Source organism: Desulfosarcina cetonica JCM 12296 (assembly GCF_001311845.1).
Lineage (GTDB): Bacteria > Desulfobacterota > Desulfobacteria > Desulfobacterales > Desulfosarcinaceae > Desulfosarcina > Desulfosarcina cetonica.
Genome location: NZ_BBCC01000063.1, coordinates 1 through 21,040, shown reverse-complemented (window position 1 = coordinate 21,040; position 21,040 = coordinate 1). Strand labels below are relative to the sequence as shown.

Here is a 21,040-nt window from a genome sequence, read left to right as displayed (position 1 = left end):
GGTCTACAGCGCCAGTTCGCCCTGGCGTTCAAGAGCTACGGCAACGGTTACTACTTTCTCAAGAAACAGGCCCTGTTCGCATTGATCGGCGTCGTCGTGCTGGTGTGCTTCAGCTATATCCCGTTCCGCCTCTACCGGGTGCTGACCTATCCGGCGCTGATTGTCTCCATGTTGATGCTCGTGGCCGTGGCGTTCTCCTCGCTGGGGGTGACCGCCGGCGGGGCGTCCCGCTGGCTGCAGATCGGCCCCTTGCGTTTTCAGCCCTCGGAGCTGGCCCGACTGAGCCTGGTGGTGTACCTGGCCTACTCCATGGCGAAGAAGGATGAACTGCTGCGGGATTTTTACGTCGGGTTTCTGCCCCACGTGATGGTACTGGGTCTGTTTGTCATGCTGCTGGTGGTGCAGCCCGATTTCGGATCGATGGTGATCTTCGCCGCCCTGACCTGGATCATGCTTTTCGTGGGCGGTTGCCGGATGTCCCATTTGCTCATGGTGGTGCCGGTGCTGGCGCCCATGGCCTGGTTTTTCATGACCAGTGCCGACTACCGCGTGCGGCGGTTGATGAGTTTTCTGCACCCCTGGGAGTATCGTACCGACGAGGGTTACCAGGTCGTGCACTCCTTCATGGCCTTCGGTACCGGCGGCGTTACCGGCGTGGGGCTCGGCAAGGGCTATCAGAAGTTGTTCTACCTGCCCGAGCCGCACACCGACTTCATCTTCTCGGTGGTCGGTGAGGAATTGGGACTGATCGGTGTCCTGGTGGTGATCGGCCTCTACACCATCATGCTCATGCGCGGCATCCACATCGCCCGCAACACCCAGGATCGGTTTGGCGCCTTTCTGGCCACGGGCATCACGGCCACCATCGGTTTACAGGTGTGCGTCAACATGGGCGTGACCATGGGGCTGTTGCCCACCAAGGGGCTGACCCTGCCGTTCTTGAGCTATGGCGGTACCAGTTTGCTGATCAATATGGCCGCGGTGGGCATATTGATGAACATCGGAGCGCGCGATGGCCGTCGCTGAATCCTCCATGGCCTGGCGGCCGCTACACGTGGTGGTGGCCGGTGGCGGTACCGGTGGCCACCTTTATCCGGGAATCGCCGTGGCCACTGAGTTTGCCGGCCGCAATGCCGAAAGCCGCGTTCTTTTTGTGGGCGCGGGACGCCCCTTGGAGAAAGAGGCCCTGGCGCGGGCTGGATTTCCCCAACGGACCATCGCCATCGAGGGCATCAAGGGGCGGGGGCTGTGGGCCAAACTGGGTGCGGCCCTGAAGATTCCGGGGGCCGTGTGGGCCTCGGCCGGGATTCTTGCCGACGCACGGGCCGATCTGGTGGTGGCGGTGGGTGGCTATTCCGCCGGTCCCGTGGCGTTGGCGGCCTGGCTCAAGGGGATTCCGCTGGTGTTGTGCGAGCAGAACACCCTGCCCGGCATCACCAACCGTTTGCTGTTTCCCCTGGCCCGGCGGGTCTACGTCAGTTTTGACGATACCCGCGGCCGCATCGCGCCGGACAAAAAGCGGGTCAGCGGCAATCCGGTGCGGCAGCCGATCCTGGAAGCGGCGGACCAACCGCCGGGACGAAGGACGGCTTCCATGTTCTGGTGGTCGGTGGCAGCCAGGGGGCCCACGCCATCAATCTGGCGGTGATGGATGCCCTGTCTCATTTTAAGCATCCAGCGCGGCTGCACATTGTGCACCAGACCGGTGAAAGCGATCAGCCGCAGGTGGCCGAGGCCTATGCCCGATCCGGCATCAGGCCGAGGTGAAGGCCTTTTTTCACGATATGGCTGCCCGTTACACCCAGGCCGATCTGGTGGTCTGCCGGGCCGGTGCCACCACCGTGGCCGAACTGGCGGTGATGGGCAAAGCCGCCCTGTTCGTGCCTTTTCCCTTTGCCACGGACAACCACCAGGAGTACAACGCCCGCCTTTTGGTCGATCAGGGGGCCGCCCTGATGGTGCTCCAGAAGGATTTGAACGGTGCCGATCTGGCCGCGCGCATCGAAGACTTGGCCGCCGACCGGAAGCGTCTGGCGGCCATGCAGCAGCAGGCCCGGGCGCTGGGCCGGCCCGATGCGGCCAGGGCTATCGTGGATGATTGTTATCAACTGCTTGGGAATGACCCATGTATCTGAAGAAATATCATATCCATTTTGTCGGCATTGGCGGTATCGGCATGAGCGGCATAGCTGAACTGCTGCTCAACCTGGGGTATCGGGTCTCCGGCTCCGACCTCAAGCCCACGGAGATTACGGCCCATCTGGCCAAGCTTGGGGGGACGATCCATGTGGGCCATGCCGCCGAGCAGATCGCCGGTGCGACGTGGTGGTGGTCTCCTCAGCCATCGATGCGGCCAACCCAGAGGTGGCGGCGGCCCGTCAGTCCGCCATTCCGGTGATTCCGCGGGCCGAGATGCTGGCCGAGCTGATGCGGCTCAAGTACAGCGTGGCGGTGGCCGGCGCCCACGGGAAAACCTCCACGACCTCGCTGGTGGCGAGTGTATTGGCCGGTGGCGGACTCGATCCCACGGTGGTCATCGGCGGCAAACTGAGAAGTATTGGCCGCAACGCCGTCTTGGGCAAGGGGGATTTCATCGTGGCCGAGGCCGACGAGAGCGACGGTTCGTTTCTCAAGTTCTCCCCGGCCATTGCCGTGGTCACCAATATCGACCGCGAGCATATGGATTTCTACAAGGATATGGAGGCCATCAAGGAAGTATTTCTTGAATTTCTCGATCGGATCCCGTTTTACGGCCTTGCCGTTCTCTGCCTGGATAACGAGCCCTTGCAGGCCCTGTTGCCGCGGGTCAAGAAGCGCATGATCACCTACGGGCGAAGCACCCAGGCGGACCTGCAGGCCCGCGACATCCAGCTGGCCGGGATGAAGAGCCGTTTCAAGGTCTTCCATCGTGGTGAAAACCTCGGTGACTTCAGCCTGGGGATCCCGGGCATGCACAACGTCTACAATGCCCTGGCGGCCATCGCCGTGGGCCTGGAACTGGACATCCCCATTACGGCCATCAAAGCGGCTTTGGCCGCGGCCCAGGGCGTGCAACGCCGTCTGGAGGTCAAGGGCGAGGTCGGTGGCATCCGCGTGGTGGACGACTACGGGCATCATCCGACGGAGATCCAGGTGACCCTGCAGGCCGTCAGGGACAACTGGCCGGACCGACGCAAGGTGGTGGTGTTTCAACCCCACCGCTATTCACGCACCCAGGCGCTCATGGAAGAGTTCAGCCGTTCGTTCAACAACAGCGACCTGTTGGTGGTGCTGCCCATTTACGCGGCCAGCGAAAAACCCATTGCGGGCGTGAGCAGCGAAGTCCTGGCCGATTGCATCCGCGCCCACGGTCACCGCAACGTGACCTGCCTGGAAAGCATTGAGGCCTGCACCGATCATCTGTCGGCGATTCTCGCGGACGGTGACCTGCTGTTGACCCTGGGCGCGGGCGATGTCTACCGGGTGGGCGAAATGGTGTTGGCGGAACGTCAACGCCGGTGAACCGCCGGGATGGAATCGATGAAAGAAAAAAACCACAATATGTTGATGGAAAACTATTTCTTTATACTATAATTTGCGCTATAAAGAGAAGCTATTGATGGCCGGCGTTTAAAAACCCACCTGCCGGAGCGCATAACACAGCGAAAAAAGATTGAAACCAACGCGTAAAAACAGATTCCGCAAAGATCGGACAGTCGACCGGGACGCCCTCCGGCGACGGTCGAGGCGTTTCATCCGGGGGGTGCTGTCGATCCTGGCCCTGCTAACGACCAGCGCGGCCTTCATCTTCGCCTATGACTACTTTACCCAGAGCCGGCAATTCGAGGCCCGGCACATCGCGGTCGACGGTCAGAAACGGCTGTCAGCGGAGCGGGTCCTGGAGATCGCCGGCATCACGCCCGGTTGCAATATCCTGGACCTGAACCTGAGTGTGGCGCGCAAGCGCCTGATCGCCGATCCCTGGATCGCCGATGCAACCGTCCGCCGGGACATCCCTTCCGGCCTGCAGGTCAGTATTCAGGAGGAAGACCCCCTGGCCCTGTTGGAGATGAAAGACACGTCGGGTTTTCTGGTCAATCGGCAAGGGCGGGTGTTCAAGCGCGCGGATGCGTTGGATACCGGTGCCTGGCCGCGGGTACAGGGGCTCGACCGCGCAGATCTGCCCGTTGGCGAGCTTCCGGACAGCCGGGCATTTCTCGGCGTCAAGAAACTCTTGCTGCTGACCCGGGAGAAAGGCAGTGCGCTGCCCTTTGCCCATATCCGACAGATTCGCATGGATTCCCAGATTGGCGCCACGGTCTATATGGGTGAAACCCAACGGGCGATCAAACTGGGATTCGGCCATTATCGTGAAAAGCTCGCCGCGCTGGGAGAACTGATGACCGGCATGCAGGCCGACAGCCGTCTGGCCGACTGCCAGACCATTGATCTGTTCAACATCAATCGTATCGTGATCACGCTGGCGCCGGGCGACCTTGCCGACCCGGCCCTTGAGGAGGTGAACGTTGCAGGGACCTAAAGAAGGAAACATTGTCGTCGGTCTCGATATTGGCACCACCAAGATCTGTGCCGTGGTGGGCGAGGTGGTCGGCCGGGAGATTCATATCATCGGCATTGGCACCCACCCGTCCATCGGCCTGCGCAAGGGCGTCGTGGTCAATATCGAATCCACCGTCGAATCCATCAAGAAGGCGGTGGAAGAGGCCGAGTTGATGGCCGGGTGCGAGATCTCCTCGGTTTACGCCGGAATCGCCGGCGGCCATATCACCGGTTTCAACAGTCGCGGCATCGTTGCCATCAAGGGCCCGGAAATCACCCCCCAGGACGTGGAGCGGGTCATCGACGCGGCTCGGGCCGTGGCCATTCCCATGGATCGGGAAGTGATTCACGTCCTGCCCCAGGAATATATCGTCGACGACCAGATCGGCATCCAGAATCCCGTGGGCATGGCCGGTGTTCGCCTGGAAGCCAAGATTCACATCGTCACCGGGGCGGTGACCTCGGCCCATAACATCGTCAAATGCGCCAACCGGGCCGGACTGGACGTCTGCGATATCGTTTTGGAAAGCCTGGCCTCGGGAGAGGCTGTGCTGACCGAGGAAGAGAAGCAATTGGGTGCCGGCCTGATCGATCTGGGCGGCGGCACCAGCGACCTGGCGATCTTTTCAGGGAAGAATATCCGCCATACCTTCGTGCTGGCCCTGGGCGGCGACAACCTGACCAACGATATCGCCATTGGTCTGCGCGCGCCGATTGCCGAGGCCGAGCAGATCAAGCGCAAGTACGGTACCTGCATCCATGATGGGATCAACCCCGATGAGACCATCGAGGTGCCGGGCATGGGCGGGCGGCAGGCGCGTAAACTGCCGCGTCAGATTCTCAGCGAGATTCTGGAGCCGCGCATGGAAGAGATTTTTACCTTGTTGCAGCGGGAAATTTTCCGCTCCAGCATGGAAAACATGATTGCTTCGGGCATGGTGCTTTCCGGCGGAACCGCCCTTCTGGAGGGCGCCACCGATATCGCCGAGGCGATTTTCGGCGTTCCGACCCGATTGGGGCGTCCCCGGGGGATCAGCGGCCTCACCGACGTGGTGAACAACCCCATGTACGCCACCGGTGTGGGATTGGTGATTTACGGCGCAAGGAAGGAGCCGGAGAAGAAATTCCGTATCCGCGACCGCAACATTTTCAATAGCCTCATCGCACGGATGAAAAAATGGTTCAAGGAGGTCATCTGATCTTGGGCAGATCCGGTGACCGGTAATCGACAGCAGGTAACTGCGTTAACACTTTCTACCGACGGCGACCAGGCAAACGCCGTACGGGTAACGTTGAAAAGGGGGAGACGATGACCAATATGTTTTCTTATGTGGAGAATGACCGTTCGGCAAAAATCAAAGTCATTGGGGTCGGTGGTGCCGGCGGGAATGCGATCAACAACATGATCAACGGCAACCTCCAGGGCGTCAAGTTCATCTGCGCCAATACCGACGCCCAGGCTCTGGACATTTCCCAGGCCGAGTTGCGCATTCAGCTGGGCACCCAGATCACCGAAGGCCTCGGGGCCGGCGCCAATCCCCAGGTGGGGCGGGAAGCGGCCATGGAAAATGCCGATATGATCAAGGAGGCCCTGTCCGATTCGCACATGGTCTTTATCACCGCCGGTTTCGGTGGTGGCACGGGAACCGGTGCCGCGCCGGTGATCGCTCAGATCTGCAAGGAGATGGGAATTCTCACCGTGGCCGTGGTGACCCGGCCCTTCTCCTTCGAGGGACGCAAACGGGCACAGCAGGCGGAAGAGGGCATTTTTGAGTTGCGCAAGGCCGCCGACACGGTGATTACCATCCCCAATGACCGGCTGCGCGGATTGGCCTCGAAGAACGCCAAGATGGTGGACATGTTCAAAAAAGCCGATGAGATCCTGCTCCATTCGGTCAAGGGCATCACCGACCTGATCATGATGCCCGGGCTGGTCAACCTGGACTTCGCCGACGTGAAGACCACCATGAGCCGGGCCGGCATGGCCATCATGGGCATCGGCATCTCCAGCGGCGATAACCGGGCACTGGAAGCGGCGGAACGGGCCATCTCCCACCCGCTTTTGGAAGATATCAATATTTCCGGTGCCAAGGGGGTGCTGATGAACATCACCTCCAACAGCAATCTGACCATGGAAGAGATGACCGAAGCCTCCGAGCGCATTTACAACGAAGTCGGTGACGACGCGGAAATCATCTGGGGCGCGGTCATCGACGACAACGTGGGCGACGCCATGAGCGTCACCGTGATCGCCACCGGCATCGGTGAACCCGAAGAACAGAGAAAAAAGGAACGGGAAGTCGTTACCCGCAGCCGCGTGCTGGATCCGACCTACGGCGGAAAAGTCAGGGACATCACCCCGGCCGATATGGCCCGTTCGTCCGAACTGGAGGAACCCACGTTCATCCGTCGGCGCCAGGTGGTCCAGACCCAGCCGCCGTCCAACGAAATCTACCGTGAGTACAAGGGCATCGTCATCGACAATGACGACCTGGACGTTCCCACGTTCCTGCGTCGCAAGGCGGACTGATGCCAATGAATGCCATTGACGGCACGGGCGCGTCGATGGCGGCAGGATAACGTACAGATGGTCGCGACCTCAGACACCCGGGAACGCGGTGTCATCCGGAAGTCCGCCACCGGTCGGCTCCGGGTCGCCCTGGTCTATCCCCACAGCTATCATGTGGGGATGTCCAACCTGGGCTTCCAGACCGTTTACCGGCTGGTCAATTCGATCGATCATCTCGTGTGTGAACGGGCTTTTTTACCGGTACAGGATGGCGGTAAAAGTCCACGGGTGCGAACCGTCGAGTCCCAGACGCCCATCGAAGACTTCGACGTGATTGCCTTTTCCATCTCATATGAGAATGATGCACCCGCGGTGCTCACCATCCTGGAAACAGCAGGACTCCCCCTGTCGGCCGCCCAGCGTGGCGCGACTCTCCCCCTTGTGCTGGCGGGGGGAGTCTTCTGTTTTCTCAACCCGGAACCCTTGGCGCCGTTTATCGACGCGTTTCTGCTGGGAGAGGCGGAAGCGCTGATTCCGCGTTTTTTTGAGGTGTTCGACCCGGCGGCGCCCAAGACGGCGCTGCTTTTGAATCTGGCCCGCGAAGTACCGGGCCTGTATGTTCCCGCTTTTTTCAACCCGCTTATCATGCCGACGGTACCCTGGCGGCGGCCGAGCCCGTTGCCGATGTGCCTGCCACGGTCAAGCGGGTCATGGTGGCCGACCTTTCAAACCTGCCCACGGCCACGACCATCCTGACCCCTGACACCACCTTTGAAGATACCTATTTAATCGAGGTCTCGCGGGGATGTCCGCATGGCTGCCGTTTCTGCAGCGCCGGCTATGTCTATCGGCCGCCGCGCTTTCGCCCCTTGGCGCTGCTCGATCGACAGGTGGACGAGGGAGCCGCCTTGACCGATCGCATCGGCCTGGTGGGCGCGGCCGTCTCCGATCTGCCCTGTGTGCGTGAGCTGTGCGGCCGGGAGCGCGGCAAGGCGATCCATTTCGCCTTCAGCAGCCTGCGTGCCGATGCCCTGGACGAGCCGCTGATTGAGGCCTTGCGCCAGGGTCGGGTCAAAACCGCCACCATCGCTCCGGATGCCGGTTCCGAGCGCATGCGTCGGGTGATCAACAAGGGCGTCACCGAAGCGCATGTCCTGGCGGCGACCGAAACGCTGGTGGCCGCCGGTATTCCCAACCTGAAGGTCTATTTCATGGTCGGCCTGCCCACCGAGACGGACGCGGATGTGGCCGCCATCGTGGAGCTGGTCAAGCGGGTCAAGCATGTTTTCCTGAAGACCAGCCGAGGGAAGGGAAGGATGGGGGAGATCACGGTGAGCCTGAGTTCCTTTGTGCCGAAACCCTTCACCCCCTTTCAGTGGGCGGCCATGGACACGGTGAAACAGCTGAAGGGCAAAATCAAGACCGTCCAAAACGGCCTGCGCAAGACGGCCAACGTACGCGTTTATGCCGATCTGCCACGTTGGGCCTATGTGCAGGGATTGATTGCCCGGGGCGATCGCCGCGTGGCCGACATCCTCCTTCTCGCCCATCACTACCAGGGCAACTGGCCGCAAACCTTCAAGGCTTCGCCGGTCAACCCCCATTTTACGTCCACCGCGAACGCGGACCGGAGGAACGGTTCCCCTGGGAATTCATCGACCAGGGCATTGATCGTGCCTACCTGTGGAAAGAGCATCAGCGGGCGCTGGTGGCCCGTCCGTCGGCACCCTGTCCGGCGGATCCGGCGCATTGCAGTCTTTGCGGGGTCTGTAAGGGAAAGGCCGGGGCGATGTAAGCGCCTTATCCTGCTGCTGTCACGCCGTTCACATCCCGCCGTAAGATCGTTTCAGGAATCCTTGGGAGAAATGTCCGAATAGTGGACCCGGAAACATTCGGGACAGATGCTGTGGCTGACATCGGCTTGTGAATGGTTGTGAATATACTGGTCGACCTCGTGCCAGGTTCCATTTTTATCCCTGACGCGCTTGCAGAAACTGCACAGGGGCAGGATTCCCTTGAGGGTGTCGATTTCAGCCAACGCCTGTCGAAGTTGGCCGATCAGCTTTTCGCGCTGACGTTCGCTTTCCCGCCGCATGGCGACCTCTTCGGTCAACTGGCGGTTGGCCTGTTCAAGTTCGTAGAAGGTCAGCTTGTAGGGTTCACGGATGCCGGTGAGGATCAACGCCAGATAGACCAGGTAGAAAGAGAAAATCTTGAAATAGTGGCCCACCAGGTTGGATAATCCGTAATTGTTGACATAAAAGGTGAAAGCCAGTTCAGAGATGATGGTGCAAATGATCGACCACAGGATCAGTTTGAAAACCCGCTTGTCGAATTTTGCCCGGGTTGAGATTAAGACGACGATCGCCATCAACAAAATGCCGCAAATAATGTACTCACTGATTTTCTTGAAAGCGGTCAGACCCACGCCTTCAACGAAGCAGACCGGAAAGATCTTCCAGTAAAAAATTGCCGCCACGACCCATCCGGTGACAATGGTATATCCTGCAACGGTGGCTGACGGATGGTTAAGGCGACCCTTGTGCAGAAACCAGAAGGCCGCCAACAGGGTAATGCTTTCCATGTAGCGGGCCGCGATCCACAGTTGATTGGCGTAGTAAGCATAATCCGTAAAAATGGACATGCCTTCGTAGGCAAGGGTGTGTAAAAGATCGATGCCGCCGATAAACAGGTAGGCGATTCCGACAAACAGCAAATAGGCGTTCTGGATATAGCTGCGCGAGTTCCAGGCGATCACGAATACACTGAATGCGACGACGATGCTGAAGATTTCGGCCAGGCTATGGAAGAGCAGATAGTTGACGGTGGCGATGAGGTACAGGCCGCCTAGAGAAAAGATGCTGACGCTGATGGGTCGCAGCCGGGAACGGATATCGGTTTTTGGCATTTTCCAAGCTTGCATGCCATGCTTCCTCATTGCCGGTCTGAAAGGATCATCCCGATCGCAGCCGATGCAGCAAAGTCAAGTCAGCACGTAAAAGGCAATATTGGCGTCGCAGGGATGCTCGCCCGCGAACTGGCAGCCGACGATGGCATCATGGATCGAGCGGACGACGGCCGTCTTCTGAATCAACGATTCGGCCCTGTTGTTCAGATTGAATTTAATCTCGAAGCGGTCGTCCACACCGAGTTCAAGGGAACCGAGCAGCTTGAAGCCGATGCCGTGGCGGGAAAGGTTGACAATATGGATTTTGTTCCAATCATCGAAGGTCAGGCCCTTCCAGTCGGTTTTCTTGCGGACGATGATGCCGTCCAGATTGACGGACCGACGCAATTCACGGCGCAATTCGATTTTTACATGCATGACGGTGTCGCAGGCACAGGTCACCTTCAGGGCGCTGCCCAGGTGGCGGATCTCCGATATATCCAATTGCTGGTGGCGGTGACAGGTCGGGCAGGCGAGGTGGATGAACCGGCCGTCCGTGAGCCGCAGGAGGGTGGCCGGGTCGGCGTGGCTGCCGGTGTCTGTTTCAAATCGCCATTCGATGCCGGGTGCCATGGCCATGTCGTCATCGTCGACGATTTCGATGGGGCCGTCATACACCAGGGCGGAATCGGTATCCGTGGCTGGGGAAGAATCGAAAAGCGGGAACAGGCGGGAGCGCACCGTGCCAGGCGCGTTTTCAATTTGACGGCGAAGCAGGGCATTGACGATGGCCGAGCCTACCAGCAAGAGCAGACGTTGATGTTCCCTGGACCAGGCCACCGGTTGGCGGACCGCGTCGGCGCCGAGGATTCCCAGCAGCGAGCGCCCGTAGAAAAGCGGTGCCACAAGCGTCGACTGGGTTCCCGATGCGCAAAACCCGTTGTATGGCGCCTGTTCGATCGGCGACAGGGCGTTAAGTTGGTTGACGCTGATGGCCTGACGTTTTTGAGTTGCCGGATGATGGGTAAAATCGCCTCGATGGGCGCATTGTGAAGGGCAGGGGGCTTCGTTCCCTGTTCCCGCCACTCGTGCGTCACCGAGAAACGGGTTTTGCGCGAATGAAAGAAAGAGGCGTGAACCCGGTCCGCCCCGGTGGCCAGGCCTAATTTTTCCAGGCTTAGGATGATGATATCATCGATGTCGTTGGTGGACCAGACCACCAGATCGTCCATTATCGAATAGACCAGATTGAGCAGGTCGGTTCTGGCCTGCAACTGCTCCAGGGCCTGGCGGTAATCGGTGATATCCTCCACCACCAACAGCATGTTGGGAAATCGTTGGCCCGGTCTCCGCAGGGGATGGACCTGTATCCGGACCGAGCGAATCCGTTCGGTCGGGGTCTTGAGTTGGATCTCGAAGGGCGCCCGGTCACCATTTTTTCCGATGCGGCTGCGCTGGATGTAGAAGACGGCCTGATCCTGAGGGGGGATGAACAACCCAAAGGGCTTCTTGATCAGGAACGCCGCGTCGGCGTCGAGGATAGCGGCGCCCGCGGGATTGATGCTGTCGATCAAACCGTTGGCGTCCAGGGTGACCAGGCCGGTGGTAACCCGGCCCAGAAGGTGGGTGGCCTCCGCCAGGCGCCGTTGCGACTGTTCCCGTTGGGTGAGCAGGATCTGGTTGCGCAACTCCAGCTCGGCGTTGCGGCGGGTCAAATCCGCAACGGTGTCTGCTGGGGCATGGTGGTGGGCTTTGGGGGTGGGCATGCGGGTTTCCCTGGAGGTCTATGAATCGGTCCGCCTATTGGTAGACTTTTTTCAGTTCATCGGACGCCTCGACGGCCAGGTCGGAATCTTCACTCAACTCGATGGCCCCCTTGAGGGCCGTAACCGCATTCTTGTAGTCTCCCAATGCCCGGTAGGTCTTGCCCAGCTCCAGCAGCAAAATCGGATCTTTTGGATTGGTCTTGGCGGCTTGTTCGAGCGTGAGGCGGGCATCATTCAACTGCCCCAAGGCCAGGTAGGTTCGGCCCAGATTCAATTGGGCGAAGAAAAAGTCCGGTTTCAGGTTAAGGGCTTTTCGGAGAAAAAGCCGCGCCTTGCCATAATTGCCTTTATTGTAGTAGGCCAACCCCAGGTTTGCCAAGGGATAGTGGGGCGTGGCGTAGAGCATGTCACCGGTCACCTCTTCCAGCACGACGATGGCATTGTCCCACTGCTTCTCGACGATATAGGCGCCACCCAGGTTGTTCTTGGCCAACGAATAGTCGGGCTTGAGCGCGATGGCCTTTTTGAAATGACCAATGGCCAGGTCGAACTTCTCTTTGTTCATGAACACCAACCCCAGATCGTTATGCAGGATCGGATCGTTCGGATTGAGCTTTTCGGCCTTGAGCAGTTCGCCCAGGGCCGCCGTGAAATTTCCCTGGCTGAGATAGGCCTCGCCGACGTTCCTTAATGCCTGGGCTTTTTTCTTGTCCTGAAGGTGGGTGCCTTGGGTGGCACATGCACTGAAGAACAGAATCGCAACCAGACAGAGGCTTCGTGTTGATCGGTAACTTGACATGCACATACTCCTAGGAATGTAAGATTGACGGATTCGTAACAAGCCCGATATCGGCGTTACACGAATCCTTCGTCACTGCGGCGTACGCAAAAAGTACGCCTCCCTCCTTAAGGATTCGCAAGCCTTGATCTCGGGCTTGTTACGAATCGTCGAAATAGCGACTGATCGAAAACAATACTTTCGATCAACCGTTTTCAGTGCCCCGAATCAGAATCGGTCGGACGCCCTGGCCGCGGATAAACGCGCCGATCAGGGGCGGCAGGTCGGATTCGATAAAGAGCAGCGTTTCGCCCCGTCGGCTGGGGACCAGGAGCCCGTGTACCGTCAGGGCCGTATTGTAATCCGGAGGACGGTTGGCCGCGTAAAACACCGGATCACGGGTATAGCTGATCCCGGCGCTGTCGAGCAATTGCCCGATGAGGGCCAATGCTCCGGCACCCGCCGGAATCTGAACGATCGAAAGCCCGGTGTCACGGATCGCTTGAATGGCATCGCCGTACAGTTCACCAAAATCGATCAGCATTTCGCGCCCATTGCCAAAGGAGACCAGATTGGAAAAGGCCTGAACCTGGATGCCGGCGTAAGGGAAGCTGATACGGGTATCGGGTGAGTATTGAAACCCCATCCGTCGGGCAAAGGCCGCGATCAGGACTTTCTGGTTCCTGCCATCGATCTGTTCAACCACTGCCGGCGGATCTTCCAGCGGTGCCGGTAGGGAAGGATCCGGAACGCCGTTGAGCAAAAGATCCTTGATCAGGATATCATTTTGCGCCAGGTAGCGCCGGATGCCGGCATGGGTCTCTTGCGCAGGCGAAGTAATGGGGGTGATACAGGTATGGCGCGTGACGTGACCATCTTCGGACGGCTCGCTACGGATCCATTTGGCGCTTACACTGATGGTGACGCCGTTGTCATCAAAGGCCAGCCGATTGGTGTCATCCCCCTTATCAAGGGCGGCCAGGATCGATTGAACGATTTCCCGGGCGGATGCGCCTTCGGGGATCTTGACCGCCTTGACATCTTTCCAATAGGTCCGGATCACCGGCAGATCCACGTCCATGACCCGCTCCTGGGTGGTCAGAATCACCTGGGTCTGGTTGAGCAGGTCGATCACCGGAAACCGCGAGAGATCCAGCTCGAAGGCCTCCCCCTTTTGCATGGGCAAATAAAGCGTTCCCTTGTCCATCAGCCGACCGCCGATCATGGATGCGGCTTCGGCATACGGCCCGCCCTGTTCCGGCGTCGTTTCGGCGGAAGGCGCGGCTGTCGGTATCGGCACACTTTTCGTCACTGGCTTCGACGGGGCGTCGCCGGCGACCGGTTGGGCGATGTTGTCGACGATATTGCCGGCCTTGTCGAAGAGCCCCTCATACCAGCTTTGTTCGCGGATGGAAGGGTCGGGCATGTAGATCCGCTGACCGGCATAGATGCGATTGAGATCCTTGATTTGCGGGTTGGCGGCCTTGAAGAGCTTGAGACCCTCATTGAAAGTGGGGCTGCCGAAACGTCCGCCAAAGTGGGTGGCCACCAGGCGGGAGATGCTGTCGCCCTTTTGGACCGTATACGCATCAAGGTGCTTTTTGATCAGCTCCTTGGGATTGGACAGCATGACGAACGGGATGGTGACCATTCCGGAGGATTGGCCCGGCAAGGCGCCCGGCGACAGTTTTTTCAGCGGGATGTCCACCACCTGGCCGGGACGCAAGAGATCGATGTCCTGTACATGGGGGTTGAGCCGCCTGAAGATATCCAGAAACTCCCTGAAATCCTGATGGGCGAGCTCCCCTTTCTGACGAAAGATCTTGAGCACCCAGTCGCCCTCTTTGACCTCGTAGGGATCACACAGGATATCCCATCCCCGGTCGAAGCGCACCACGTAGTCCTTATAGAGCACGGCTCCCAGCGTATTGGCGGCCGGGAGCAGAAGAATCAGCAGCGCCAGGAGGAGCATGCGCCCGTGGGTGGGGATGGCGTTGCCCGCTTCGCGCCGTTTCATCGGCATGGCCATTTCTTTGCGGGGTTGCGACGAGACCTTAGCGCCAAACGGTCCTCCTTTTCCAGGGATAATTTCAGCCGGGGCGGCTATAGCATTCAAGATCATGTTTTTGGGCTGCGTTATCGGTCGTCGCGGTATGGTTTATACAGCTTCCTCCCTCTGGCCTTGCCAAAAACATTATCTTAAATACTATAATTTTCGCTTTTTCAAGCCAAGCTCTCCGGCGATCTCTTCGGCGACGGCTTCGACAAAGGCGGCAAGGGCGTCCTTGTCCAGTGGCTTGCCCGGTTCCGGCACCGCATCCAGATGGGCCGGGCGAACATAATGCGGCTGGTTGACCAGACGCGGGTCGGGCCGCACCTCAAACCCTTCCGGGAAGCTGTTCTGGAAGTACATGTCTTGAAATCCGGAGAATTTGAGGGCATGCGCGGTCGAGTCGATAACGGCGATTTCCGTTGCCGCTACCCATCCTTTGTCCAAGGCCGCCTTGAGCCCGGCCAAAGATTCGCCGCCATGGGTGCAGGCGATGTGACCGTTGCGATTGGCCGTCAATTGCCAATCCATGATGGCCTGTTCGGTGACCTCGACAAAAAAGACCCGGGGGTCACCGGCCATTTGGTTGTAACGGTCCACCAGATGGATGACCCGCGGCATGGAGACCGGGTTGCCGATCATGGCCGCCTGGGCCACGCTGGGTTTGACCGTCATGGGCACGAAACGGCGTCCCTCACCCGCCGGCTGGCTGTAGTAACGGTAAACCGGATTGGCATGCACGGATTGCACGCCGACGATTTTCGGCAGGGCATCGATGACGCCGAGATCGTAAAATTTGAGAAAACCGTTCATCACGGCGGTGATGTTACCGGCGTTGCCGATGGGGACAACCACCACCTTGTCGGCCATGGCATAGTCGAAATCCTGTGCGATTTCATACGAATAGGATTCCTGCCCCAGGATGCGCCAGGCATTCTTGGAATTGAGCAGGGCGACGTTGTAACTGTCCGAAAGGGCCTCGACGACCTTCATGCAGTCGTCGAACACACCGGGGATCTCGAAGACATCCGCGCCGCTGCCCAGCGGCTGGGAAAGCTGCTGGGGGGTTACTTTCTTGTGCGGCAGGAGCACGGCCGACTTGATATGGGGCTTGAGATACGCGGCGTACAAGGCCGCCGCCGCACTCGTGTCGCCGGTGGAGGCGCAAATGGACAGGACGTCATCGATCATCCCACCCCGAATCAGGAAGTTGATGTAGGAGAGGGCGCTGGCCATGCCGCGGTCCTTGAAGGAGGCGCTGGGATTCTGACCGTCGTTTTTATAGAAGAAACGGATGCCGGCCAGCTCCTGAAGGATGCCGTTGGCCTCGACCACGGGCGTGTGGCCTTCCCCCAGGTAAACCACCGCTTCCAGGGGAATCACCGGGCCGATCAATTCGTGGTAACGGTAGATGCCTTTAAGGGCCGGGCGCTTGAGCATGCGCCGGTAGTCGAAGATCTCCCGCCAGGTTTCACCCCCGACGGCTTTGAGACGGTCGAACGCTTTGTCGTGGAGCAGTAATACCGCGCCGCAGTCCGGGCAGGTGTAGAGCAGTGATGCGATGCCGTGCTCGGCCTGGCAGCCCAGGCAGCGGTAGATCAGCTCTCCGCCGGGTTGCGGGATCAGGTGGGGCTGGATGTGTTTCGGGAATTGATCGAGTTTCACGGGATCAGCTTTTCCATTCCGCCCAGGTAGGGTCTGAGCGCATTGGGGATGACGACCGAGCCGTCTTCCTGTTGACAGTTCTCCAAAAGCGCGGCCAGGGTGCGTCCGACGGCCAGTCCACTGCCGTTCAGGGTGTGAACCAGCCGGGTGCCCTTCTTGCCCTTTTCCTTGAAACGGATGCCTGCCCGGCGAGCCTGAAAGTCTTCGAAGTTACTGCACGAGGAGATCTCACGATAGACCCCTTGGGAGGGCATCCAGACTTCGATATCGTAGGTCTTGGCCGACGAAAAGCCGATGTCGCCGGTGCACAGGGTGATCACCCGGTAGGGCAGATCCAGGCGGCGCAGGACGGTTTCGGCGTTGTCGAGGAGTTTTTCGAGCTCGTCGTAAGAGGTTTCCGGCCGGGTAAATTTAACCAATTCCACCTTGTTGAACTGGTGCTGGCGGATCAGACCGCGGGTATCCTTGCCGTAGGAACCGGCTTCGGAACGGAAGCAGGGCGTGTAGGCCGTGAAGTAAACGGGCAGCTGGGATTCATCGAGAACTTCTTCCTGGTAGATATTGGTCACCGGGACCTCGGCCGTGGGAATCAGGAAGTAATCCAATCCTTCCAGTTTGAACAGGTCCTCGGCGAATTTAGGCAACTGGCCGGTACCGGTCATGGTCTTGCGGTTGACGATAAAGGGCGGCAGGACTTCGGTGTAGCCGTGTTCGCCGGTATGCAGATCCAGCATGAAGTTGATCAGGGCCCGTTCCAATCGCGCACCCCGGCCGAGGTAGAGCGGAAAGCGCGCACCGGCGATTTTGGCCGCCCGGGCGAAATCGAGGATGCCCAGGTTTTCGCCAAGGGTCCAGTGGGGCAGGGGCGCAAAGGCGAAGTCGGGCGGGGCGCCGACTTTTTTACGCTCGGGGTTGTCGTTTTCATCCTTGCCGACGGGTACGCTGGCATGGGGAATGTTGGGAATCGCCATGATCATCTCGTCGATGGCCGCTTCACATTCGCCCAGTTCCTTCTCAAGCCCCTTGATCGTCGCCGAAACCTCGCGCATCCGGGTGATGATCGCATCGGCGTTTTCTCCGTTGCGCTTCATCTGGGCCACCTGGTCGGATACCGTATTGCGCTGGTGCCGCAGTGCTTCCAGTTCGGCCAGAATGGATTTGCGCCGGCTATCCTGACCGGTAAATGCCTCCCAGTCGACGGTTGTGCCGCGGTTGTGCATGGCGGTCTGGACGAATTCTAAATTTTCTCTGAGAAGCTTGATTTCCAGCATATCTGTCCTTATATTCCAAAATCGTGTTTAAACAGGGCCATACATCGGATTGCAGGCGGTAGTAGCTGTTGGTTTCGGGGTGGTGAACGGCTGTACCGATGAAAGGCGAACACCGACGGTTAAGTCAGCCGAATTATTATCCCAAGTGGTCCGATTAGTCAATCATGATTGCCGGTTGAACCGCATCAGAGAACCTTCTGCGCGCTTTCCGAAACCTGACGTGAGGACCAGGCGGGATCTTGATCGAAAGCGTGTGCGCCAAACACCCGGTATACGACGGTTTGGGCGGTTGAGGATGCTGGGTGAATCGTGTCGGCCGGTGGAAACGAATTTGAGATGGAGATGGTAATGGACGAAGTCCGGGAAAAGAAACAGGAAATCAGAAACGACATCGCAGCCTATTTCAAATCGCTGGGCAGCGATGCACTTGCCGAAAACACCCGCATCATTGAGAATCGCTTGTTCGAGTTCGCCAATTTTCTCGAATCCAAGATTGTCATGCTGTATGTAAACGCCGAGCATGAAGTGAATACCGACAACATCATCAAGCGGGCCTACGAATATGGCAAGATCGTCGTGCTGCCGGCATTTGACGCGCCCAAAGGGACTATGAAGCTGATGAAGGTGGACAATCCGGATAAAGATTTGGTTGCCGGTTCCAGGGGCTTTGCCGAGCCGAACCCGGCCAAATGCAAAGCGGTTCCGCTTGATTGCATCGATATCGCCATCGTTCCCGGAATTGCCATGGATGAGAAAGGCGGGCGCCTCGGCCCCGGTGACGGATATTACGACCGGATTATTCCCGATTTGCCCATGACCACCCGCAAGGTGGGGCTGGTTTTCGAAAAGCAGTTGGTGCCCCAGGTTCCCATGGAATCCCATGACAAGCATGTGGATATCATCATCACCGAAAAACGGGTGATTTATAAGATCTGAATGCGACGAAGCGCTGTCGAATGGTTGCAAACGCCTCCCTTGGGGAGGCGTTTTTGTTTGAAGCGGCCGATTTTAAGTTCAACGGCGGCCATGAAAGACCCGACCATGGTCTTTCATGAATGCTAACCGCTTGACCTGACTTGGATTTGTTGGTAGACACAGACAGGGAGAAAACCTAGATGAAATACCAGCGCATGAGAAATGAGATGGTCACCAATCAGATCATCGCCCGTGGCATCAGTGATCCGCGTGTGCTGGACGCCATGCGAAGCGTCCCTCGTCATCTGTTTGTCAGCGAGGCCATGATGGACCAGCCTATGGCGACTATCCCCTGCCCATCGGTGAACAACAGACCATCTCCCAACCTTTCATCGTCGCCGAGATGACCCAAACCCTGGAGCTGCGCCCGAGGACCGGTTCTGGAGATTGGCACCGGTTCCGGCTATCAGGCGGCCATTCTCGCTCAGATCGCCTTCCGGGTCTATACCGTGGAGCGCATCTACACCCTGTACACGCGCGCGCGCAAACTGTTCGATGAACTGCGCTACCACAATATCGTCACCCGCTATTCGGACGGGACCACCGGTTGGCGGGAGCACAGTCCCTTCGACGCCATCATCGTCACCGCCGGTGCGCCCAAAATTCCCACGGTGCTGGTCAACCAGTTGGCCGAAGGCGGACGAATGGTCATTCCGGTGGGCGATCGCCACAGCCAGGACTTGGTCAGGCTGGTTCGTGATAAACAGGGTATCCACCAGACCCATCTTGGCGGTTGCCGTTTTGTCAAACTCATCGGTGAACACGGCTGGAGAGAAACCTGAATGCTGCGACGTCTTTACGATTGGGTGTTGCACTGGGCCGCCACCCCTTACGGAACCTGGGCGGTCTTCGCGTTGGCCTTTGCCGAATCCTCCTTTTTTCCCATTCCGCCCGATGTCTTGTTGATCGCCATGTGTGTGGCCCGGCCGAAGCGCGCTTTTCGCTATGCCCTGGTCTGTTCCATCGGATCGGTCCTGGGCGGCTGTCTGGGGTACCTGATCGGTTGGCAGTTCATGGCGGCCGTGGGCAACCGCATCGTCGAATTCTACGGTCTGGGCGACAAGGTGGCCTATATCGAAGCCTTGTACAACACCTATGACGCCTGGGCGGTGGGCATTGCCGGTTTCACCCCGATTCCCTATAAGGTCTTCACCATTGCCGCCGGCATGTTCAAGATCAATTTCACCGTCTTCATCCTGGCCTCCATGATTTCCCGGTCGGCCCGTTTCTTCCTGGTGGGCGGTTTGATCTATGCCTTCGGACCGCGGATCCAAGGGTTTATCGATCGCTATTTCGATTTTTTGGCGGTGGCCTTCACGGTTCTCTTGGTGGCCAGTTTCGTGGTGCTCAAATACGCCTTTTAAACGTCCAATTGACATGATGATTGACGTCCGCCCACCGACGGTGTATAGCAAGGCATCTTTAAATAAGACCGACCGGTTTTATTTTTTTTTAACGTCAACACGTTCGACCGGAGGTTTGTATGACCATTCTCAAGCATCTTTTCGCACCGATCCAGATCGGCCGGATGACGGCCAACAACCGCCTGCTCATGTCGGCCATGAGCATCAACTTCGGCGTGGATGAAAACAACCATGTCACCGATCAGCTAACCGCCTATCTGGCGGCCCGGGCCCGCGGCGGGGCCGGCATGATCCTGGTCGGGGGGGCGGGCGTGCATCCCACGGGACTGGAACTGCCCGGTCTGCCCGCCCTGTGGGAGGATGGCTGCATCCCGGCCATGGAAAAAATGGTGCAGGCGATTCGTCCCTATGACACCCGATTCGGCGTGCAATTGATGCACGGCGGGCGCCAGTCCTACCATGACCGCAAGGTGGCGCCCTCGGCGATTCCCGCCCTGGCGGTGGTCAAAGGCGTTCCCAAGGAACTGACACTGGCGGAGATCGCCGAGTTGGTGGCCGCGTTTGGTGACGCCGCTAGGCGTTGCCGGGAGGCGGGTTTCGATTTCGTCGAAGTGCACGCCGCCCATGGCTACCTGATCAATCAGTTCCTGGCGCTCAATTCGAATCACCGCCAGGACGCCTACGGCGGCACGTTTGAGAACCGCATCCGCTTTTTCCTGGAGATCTTGGCCGATATCAAGGCCAAGGCCGGTGAGGATTTTCCCGTGGGACTGCGCATCAACGGCGACGATTATGCCGACGGCGGCTGGACCCTGGAAGACGCCCTGCGCCTGGCGCCGATTCTGGAGACCCAGGGCGCCGATTACCTGCATGTTTCGGCCGGCATCTACGGCTCGCGGCAGTTGACCATTCCCTCCATGTATGTGCCCCACGGCTGCTTTATCCACCTGGCCGAGGCGGTGCGACAGGTCGTCAAGATTCCTGTGGTGGGCGTGGGACGAATCAAGAGTCCCGAATTGGCCGACCGGTTCATCCGCGAAGGGCGTGCCGATGTCATCGCCATGGGGCGTGCCCTGATCGCCGATCCCATGCTGCCCGAAAAGGCCCGGGCCGGCGATCTGAAAACCATTCGGCCGTGCATCGGCTGTTGCCTGGGGTGTATCCATGCGGTTTTGGCTCTGGAGCCGGGCGGCTGCGTGGTCAACCCCGATGTCGGCCGCGAATACCTGATGGACG

The 21,040-nt window shown here is 59.0% G+C and carries 21 protein-coding genes and 1 pseudogene; 15 read left to right on the top strand and 7 right to left on the bottom strand.

Translation table 11 applies throughout. The annotated features are described in order from the left end of the window. Nucleotides 1–81 precede the first annotated feature (81 nt). The 11 genes from ftsW to JCM12296_RS44590 all read left to right on the top strand — a co-directional run bounded on the left by ftsW (nucleotide 82) and on the right by JCM12296_RS44590 (nucleotide 8,925). Nucleotides 82–1,026, top strand: coding sequence for a putative lipid II flippase FtsW (gene ftsW / locus JCM12296_RS15380; protein ID WP_246804371.1), 945 nt, complete (start codon nucleotides 82–84; stop codon nucleotides 1,024–1,026). After that, nucleotides 1,013–1,648 carry a UDP-N-acetylglucosamine--N-acetylmuramyl-(pentapeptide) pyrophosphoryl-undecaprenol N-acetylglucosamine transferase gene (locus JCM12296_RS15375; protein WP_054694772.1) on the top strand — a complete coding sequence of 212 codons (636 nt, stop codon included), beginning with the start codon at nucleotides 1,013–1,015 and terminating at the stop codon, nucleotides 1,646–1,648. Before ftsW ends, JCM12296_RS15375 begins: the two co-directional genes overlap by 14 nt. Further along, nucleotides 1,648–1,767, top strand: a complete 120-nt coding sequence (locus JCM12296_RS50525; RefSeq protein ID WP_422698816.1) for a hypothetical protein — start codon at nucleotides 1,648–1,650, stop codon at nucleotides 1,765–1,767. The genes JCM12296_RS15375 and JCM12296_RS50525 overlap by 1 nt, the downstream gene beginning before the upstream one ends. Continuing rightward, nucleotides 1,764–2,135, top strand: coding sequence for a UDP-N-acetylglucosamine--N-acetylmuramyl-(pentapeptide) pyrophosphoryl-undecaprenol N-acetylglucosamine transferase (locus tag JCM12296_RS15370; RefSeq protein WP_054694769.1), 372 nt, complete (start codon nucleotides 1,764–1,766; stop codon nucleotides 2,133–2,135). Before JCM12296_RS50525 ends, JCM12296_RS15370 begins: the two co-directional genes overlap by 4 nt. Further along, nucleotides 2,126–2,398 (top strand): Mur ligase domain-containing protein, encoded by a 273-nt coding sequence (locus JCM12296_RS49075; protein WP_306304034.1) that lies wholly within the window; start codon nucleotides 2,126–2,128, stop codon nucleotides 2,396–2,398. Before JCM12296_RS15370 ends, JCM12296_RS49075 begins: the two co-directional genes overlap by 10 nt. Then, complete coding sequence (gene murC / locus JCM12296_RS15365; RefSeq protein WP_306304033.1) at nucleotides 2,326–3,501, top strand: UDP-N-acetylmuramate--L-alanine ligase; 1,176 nt, start codon at nucleotides 2,326–2,328, stop codon at nucleotides 3,499–3,501. Before JCM12296_RS49075 ends, murC begins: the two co-directional genes overlap by 73 nt. 241 nt (nucleotides 3,502–3,742) lie before the next feature. After that, nucleotides 3,743–4,519 (top strand): cell division protein FtsQ/DivIB, encoded by a 777-nt coding sequence (locus tag JCM12296_RS15360; RefSeq protein ID WP_054694766.1) that lies wholly within the window; start codon nucleotides 3,743–3,745, stop codon nucleotides 4,517–4,519. Further along, nucleotides 4,506–5,738, top strand: coding sequence for a cell division protein FtsA (gene ftsA / locus JCM12296_RS15355; RefSeq protein ID WP_054694763.1), 1,233 nt, complete (start codon nucleotides 4,506–4,508; stop codon nucleotides 5,736–5,738). Before JCM12296_RS15360 ends, ftsA begins: the two co-directional genes overlap by 14 nt. Before the next feature lie 119 nt (nucleotides 5,739–5,857). Continuing rightward, on the top strand, nucleotides 5,858–7,069 hold the full coding sequence (gene ftsZ / locus JCM12296_RS15350; RefSeq protein WP_422698815.1) for a cell division protein FtsZ: 1,212 nt from the start codon (nucleotides 5,858–5,860) through the stop codon (nucleotides 7,067–7,069). A gap of 57 nt (nucleotides 7,070–7,126) precedes the next feature. Next, nucleotides 7,127–7,804: a hypothetical protein gene (locus tag JCM12296_RS44595; RefSeq protein WP_054694757.1), complete on the top strand. Its 678-nt coding sequence runs from the start codon at nucleotides 7,127–7,129 to the stop codon at nucleotides 7,802–7,804. Next, complete coding sequence (locus JCM12296_RS44590; protein ID WP_246804368.1) at nucleotides 7,735–8,925, top strand: radical SAM protein; 1,191 nt, start codon at nucleotides 7,735–7,737, stop codon at nucleotides 8,923–8,925. The genes JCM12296_RS44595 and JCM12296_RS44590 overlap by 70 nt, the downstream gene beginning before the upstream one ends. Here JCM12296_RS44590 and JCM12296_RS15335 read toward each other — a convergent pair. The 7 genes and pseudogenes from JCM12296_RS15335 to serS all read right to left on the bottom strand — a co-directional run bounded on the left by JCM12296_RS15335 (nucleotide 8,895) and on the right by serS (nucleotide 17,465). Beyond that, entirely contained in the window at nucleotides 8,895–9,971 is a 1,077-nt protein-coding gene (locus JCM12296_RS15335; protein ID WP_054694749.1) for a membrane-associated sensor domain-containing protein, read from the bottom strand. The two genes, JCM12296_RS44590 and JCM12296_RS15335, sit on opposite strands and share 31 nt — an antisense overlap. Before the next feature lie 60 nt (nucleotides 9,972–10,031). Next, nucleotides 10,032–11,021 carry a GAF domain-containing protein gene (locus tag JCM12296_RS15330; protein WP_340147866.1) on the bottom strand — a complete coding sequence of 330 codons (990 nt, stop codon included), beginning with the start codon at nucleotides 11,019–11,021 and terminating at the stop codon, nucleotides 10,032–10,034. 197 nt (nucleotides 11,022–11,218) lie between these two features. Then, a pseudogene (locus JCM12296_RS49815) lies at nucleotides 11,219–11,701 on the bottom strand (PAS domain-containing protein); the annotation flags it as partial. A gap of 34 nt (nucleotides 11,702–11,735) precedes the next feature. Next, a complete protein-coding gene (locus JCM12296_RS15320; RefSeq protein WP_054694741.1) occupies nucleotides 11,736–12,500 on the bottom strand; it encodes a tetratricopeptide repeat protein in 765 nt (254 codons plus the stop codon). Between the two features lie 184 nt (nucleotides 12,501–12,684). Next, the gene (locus tag JCM12296_RS15315; RefSeq protein ID WP_054694738.1) at nucleotides 12,685–14,502 is read right to left on the bottom strand and encodes a LysM peptidoglycan-binding domain-containing protein; all 1,818 of its coding nucleotides are present in this window, start codon (nucleotides 14,500–14,502) and stop codon (nucleotides 12,685–12,687) included. A 183-nt stretch (nucleotides 14,503–14,685) separates the two neighbouring features. After that, nucleotides 14,686–16,194, bottom strand: coding sequence for a threonine synthase (thrC, locus tag JCM12296_RS15310; RefSeq protein ID WP_054694735.1), 1,509 nt, complete (start codon nucleotides 16,192–16,194; stop codon nucleotides 14,686–14,688). Continuing rightward, nucleotides 16,191–17,465 carry a serine--tRNA ligase gene (gene serS, locus JCM12296_RS15305; RefSeq protein ID WP_054694732.1) on the bottom strand — a complete coding sequence of 425 codons (1,275 nt, stop codon included), beginning with the start codon at nucleotides 17,463–17,465 and terminating at the stop codon, nucleotides 16,191–16,193. The genes thrC and serS overlap by 4 nt, the downstream gene beginning before the upstream one ends. A gap of 309 nt (nucleotides 17,466–17,774) precedes the next feature. On the opposite strand from serS, the gene JCM12296_RS15300 reads away from it, so the two are divergent. The 4 genes from JCM12296_RS15300 to JCM12296_RS15285 form a co-directional block, all read left to right on the top strand. Beyond that, the gene (locus JCM12296_RS15300) at nucleotides 17,775–18,401 is read left to right on the top strand and encodes a 5-formyltetrahydrofolate cyclo-ligase (RefSeq protein ID WP_054694729.1); all 627 of its coding nucleotides are present in this window, start codon (nucleotides 17,775–17,777) and stop codon (nucleotides 18,399–18,401) included. Between the two features lie 419 nt (nucleotides 18,402–18,820). Continuing rightward, nucleotides 18,821–19,222, top strand: a complete 402-nt coding sequence (locus JCM12296_RS51405; RefSeq protein ID WP_306304035.1) for a protein-L-isoaspartate O-methyltransferase family protein — start codon at nucleotides 18,821–18,823, stop codon at nucleotides 19,220–19,222. After that, a complete protein-coding gene (locus JCM12296_RS15290) occupies nucleotides 19,223–19,804 on the top strand; it encodes a YqaA family protein (protein ID WP_054694725.1) in 582 nt (193 codons plus the stop codon). A 119-nt stretch (nucleotides 19,805–19,923) separates the two neighbouring features. Next, on the top strand, nucleotides 19,924–21,040 hold a 1,117-nt coding region (locus tag JCM12296_RS15285), incomplete at its 3' end, for an NADH:flavin oxidoreductase (protein ID WP_246804366.1).